Annotated in this window: 1 protein-coding gene; it reads left to right on the top strand. The window is 50.5% G+C overall.

Annotation, left to right across the window (positions count from 1 at the left end):
* Nucleotides 1-206: glycosyltransferase family A protein (locus tag DWX33_RS22055; RefSeq protein ID WP_147425524.1), on the top strand; the 206-nt coding region annotated here is incomplete at both ends.

Here is a 206-nt window from a genome sequence, read left to right as displayed (position 1 = left end):
CTGTTTATAACAGGCCGGATGAGCTTGATGATCTGTTATCAAGCCTTTGCAAGCAAACCTATGTCCATTTTGAGGTTATCGTGGTGGAGGATGGCTCTACGATACCGGCGAAAGAGATCGTAAGGCGATACCAAGAGCGGTTGGACCTCCATTATTGTGTGATCACGAACTCCGGCCCGGGTATGGCGCGTAATCATGGCGCTAGG

This window comes from Parabacteroides sp. AF19-14, from assembly GCF_003635485.1.
GTDB classification, from domain to species: Bacteria; Bacteroidota; Bacteroidia; order Bacteroidales; family Tannerellaceae; genus Parabacteroides; species Parabacteroides distasonis.
Note: the sequence above shows the minus strand (reverse complement) of the source record. Positions and strands in the feature narration are given on the sequence as shown.